Below are 3,100 nucleotides of genomic sequence, written 5' to 3'. Positions count from 1 at the left end.
TTCAACGCAGCAGCAGCAGTCCGCAAAAATACCTCACGCTGCGACGGCTCCAAGCATTCCAGAAGGCGATCGCAATCCGTCGGGTCAATGTCAGGGTCATACTTGCAGCCAACATAGGTATAGACCTGGTTAGGGTTATGTGGCACAAACGAGTGAGAACCGTCAGAGTTAATTTTCACTACCCCGTTAGAGCAGTTCAAGCCGTCAGGATTTATTTTGTTTGGGTCAACCCAGTTCTGATCGATAACCCACTTCAGAACCTCAGTTCCGTTGCTAGACCTGGCTCGGTTGTTGACCCAAACACCCTTTACCTTCTCAGCGTAGGTATTGAGCCAGCCACCTATACGGCGCTTTTCCTCGGATTCCGATCGCAATTCGTAGTGACTGCCGACATAGCGATAAAGCTGACCTCCAATAGCTTTCCAGTGACCGTCTGAGTAAAGTGCAGCCTCTGCCTTCTGTACGAAGTTTTGTAGTGCAGTTGGCGCTGTGTCTGGGATGTAGTCACTCCCACTACTGTCATACTTCTGGCATACTACTTCTTCACACGTGCGCGGGTGAGGAGTTAGAGAATTTAGTATGTCTTGAGCGCTGATACCTTTGCTTTCACTCCAGTCTTTGACATCAAACCCCTGGCTTTTTGGCAGATTGTCCCAAACCCAAGAGTCAGGGTCACAGTACAGCCACTGAGCGTCTGGGAAATGTTGTGAAACTTTGACCGCATCCTCAACCCCTGGTATGTCGCGGTCGGGAGTGATAACAACCTTCGCACCCTGTAAATCGCTTGTGTCAGTGATTCGCCATTTACCCATGCCGCCGATGCTAGTGGTAGCGGCCAAACCTAAATCCCAGAAAACGTCAGCACACGATTCACCGTCAACGATGAAAACAAGTTGATTATTTGCGATCGCCTTTTGAACATCGGTACGGCGGTAGACCGGGATACTGGCACGTTCAACCTTGCCCAAACCCATCACCCAGTCATTTTTGTCTTTGTCCCAGTGCTGCTGCTTGATATCCTTCTTGCGTCCGTCGCCGAAATCAACCCGCCGTACTCTGACAAGTGGGGAGCCGTCGCGGTCTGGATATTCCCAATGGCGGGTTTGAGCGGGGCGGATGGCTTTCTTTTCTTGGACTGGGGCGTAGTAAAAATGACCGTCCTGATCGGATTTAGTAGTCACTTCCCAACCCGTAGCGGGCGGTTGATTGCGGCTACACACTGAAAGTTCGCCGATCAAATAACACCAGTCAGGTTTGCCACAGTGCAAACAGGGATTAGACTGGGAAACCTTGACAAGATTTCTGCGGGTGCTTGAAGTTTGCCCGTTGTTTGGAGTAGAATTGTCGTACATGGAAATTTTCTCGCCCTAAGCGAGTTTGATTGCAAGAACCGTTCTTCTTCGTCGCCAAACATAGAGAGGACGGTTTTTGCGTGTTTATGAGATATATCAGACAATACGCGGGCGACTCGCATTAGTCGCCCACCCTTGATTGCTACTAGAGAGTGGGGAAATATTGGTAAGCAGGGAGACGTGGGCTATCAGCGACTTCTCTCTCCATCCCTTGCCGTATACAGATCCCTTACTCCCCTCGTCAAGTCGCAGACCGTGGTGTTCACTTGGGGGAACTGCTTAGCAACATTATAGCGACGAGTGCGGATGTTGTAAGCGAGCTATCGATATATAAGAGGGTAGCGAGAGGATAGCGAGCGGTAGGTGATAGCTTAGCCGTTAGTAAGCGACCGAGTATCAATCAGAGAGCGATCGGAAAGCACGGGAACCCTAATAGGTTTAGATTATTTCCATCCTCTTTTAGTTCGTGTTCAACCTTCCCCATCAATGATGCGGTGATACTCCGTCTCAGCATCTTTATATTTTTGGGAGCCTCCCTTGTTAATGCCCCACACTTCACGTATGGTTTTTGCCTTACCCCAGCCTTTAGCTTTGAGTGAGAGTACCCGTTCTGCACGTTCGTTCAAAGTCCGTTCAGCGTCGTTCTCAGCTAGCTGTTTTTGGGGTTCCGGCTCTGAACGTTCATCATCGTCATAAGTCAGTGCCAGTGCGCGTTCTAGTGCTTCCCTAGGGTTCAGAATTTGTTCAGCTTCCTGCTGTCTTTTTTGCTGGGCAATATAGACGCTGGTGCCGATTTCATCCTCTACATCGGCTTTAATCGCTCTCAGTTTCAATTCCTCAATTTCTCCCTCGTCAGCTAATTGACGGGCAATATTGCCAGCGGAAACTGCACAAGCAATCGCAGCACACAGGCTTACCCCTTGCAGCGCTTTGTGAGTGTCTAGCTTTTTATCTAGTGCTGCTAGTGGAGTCAACCAAAGCACGACAGAGGACGCACTCAACACAAACAGTTTTAGCTGCATAGAAATACCCCCAAACCAATCAGCAACATCGCTAAACCGCCGATTAAAAGCGCTTGTAAGTCAGCCACTGAAATCTTGAGCAACTTACTCAGGGAATAGTCAAGTAACCAACTTAAACCCCAAGCAATCGCAATTGCTGCTAACAAGAATAAAACGGCTTTCATTGCCATTGGATGCAGACTCGCTATCCACCCCAAAAGGGAGAAAGCGACGCATCCGGCAACGAAGTAGTTTGCCAGATACATCGCTTTCATTATTTCTTCCCTCCTAGCACTGCATCCCACGCGCGAGGCTGTGGAGTTGGTACGGCGGGGGGGCGGAAATTCTTCAAGGTATAAGAGTACCGGTTGCCACCAAAAGGGGAATTGCTTATTTCCGCATAGTGGGCAAGCTCGAACGTGAAACCGTTAGCTCGTAAAGCTTCTACTAATTTCTTCACTTCTTTTTTGTTGCCAGCAATCCACATATATTCCATTAGCTTGCGCCTCCGGTGAGCTTGGCTTTGATTGCATCAATCCGAGTGCGAGCATCGCTTTCAGCTTTGTCAAGCCCTAAACCCAGTCGGGCATAGCCGGGACGCAAACTGTGCAAATGCTTAGCTAGTCGAGTGTCTGAGCGTTTCTTACCCAGTTCATTATCGGCGACAACCCCCTCATATTTGCGGTGTTCTTTATGAACTGTTTTGTCTGCAACTTCAATTTTTCCTAGTGCTTTGTAAGCGCGTTT

The 3,100-nt window shown here is 49.1% G+C and carries 3 protein-coding genes and 2 pseudogenes; all 5 read right to left on the bottom strand.

Annotation, left to right across the window (positions count from 1 at the left end; all coding sequences use genetic code 11):
- A pseudogene (locus tag QUA36_RS31025) lies at positions 1-1,352 on the bottom strand (hypothetical protein); the annotation flags it as partial.
- Positions 1,353-1,822: 470 nt separating this feature from the next.
- A complete protein-coding gene (locus QUA36_RS31020; RefSeq protein ID WP_333460139.1) occupies positions 1,823-2,374 on the bottom strand; it encodes a hypothetical protein in 552 nt (183 codons plus the stop codon).
- A complete protein-coding gene (locus QUA36_RS31015; protein WP_333245560.1) occupies positions 2,365-2,628 on the bottom strand; it encodes a hypothetical protein in 264 nt (87 codons plus the stop codon). The genes QUA36_RS31020 and QUA36_RS31015 overlap by 10 nt, the downstream gene beginning before the upstream one ends.
- Positions 2,628-2,849 carry a hypothetical protein gene (locus QUA36_RS31010; protein WP_333460138.1) on the bottom strand — a complete coding sequence of 74 codons (222 nt, stop codon included), beginning with the start codon at positions 2,847-2,849 and terminating at the stop codon, positions 2,628-2,630. Before QUA36_RS31010 ends, QUA36_RS31015 begins: the two co-directional genes overlap by 1 nt.
- Positions 2,849-3,100: pseudogene (locus QUA36_RS31005) on the bottom strand (hypothetical protein); the annotation flags it as partial. The pseudogene QUA36_RS31005 and the gene QUA36_RS31010, both read right to left, overlap by 1 nt.

The organism is Microcoleus sp. Pol10D4 (genome assembly GCF_036701555.1).
Classification (GTDB): Bacteria; Cyanobacteriota; Cyanobacteriia; order Cyanobacteriales; family Microcoleaceae; genus Microcoleus.
The sequence above is the reverse complement of the archived record's forward strand: the minus strand, read 5'-3'. Positions and strand labels throughout refer to the sequence as shown.

Bases quoted from the DNA above. Each gene is read 5' to 3' on its own strand.
- QUA36_RS31010 (WP_333460138.1), bottom strand. From the start codon at position 2,849: ATGGAATATATGTGGATTGCTGGCAACAAAAAAGAAGTGAAGAAATTA.
- QUA36_RS31020 (WP_333460139.1), bottom strand. From the start codon at position 2,374: ATGCAGCTAAAACTGTTTGTGTTGAGTGCGTCCTCTGTCGTGCTTTGG.
- QUA36_RS31015 (WP_333245560.1), bottom strand. From the start codon at position 2,628: ATGAAAGCGATGTATCTGGCAAACTACTTCGTTGCCGGATGCGTCGCT.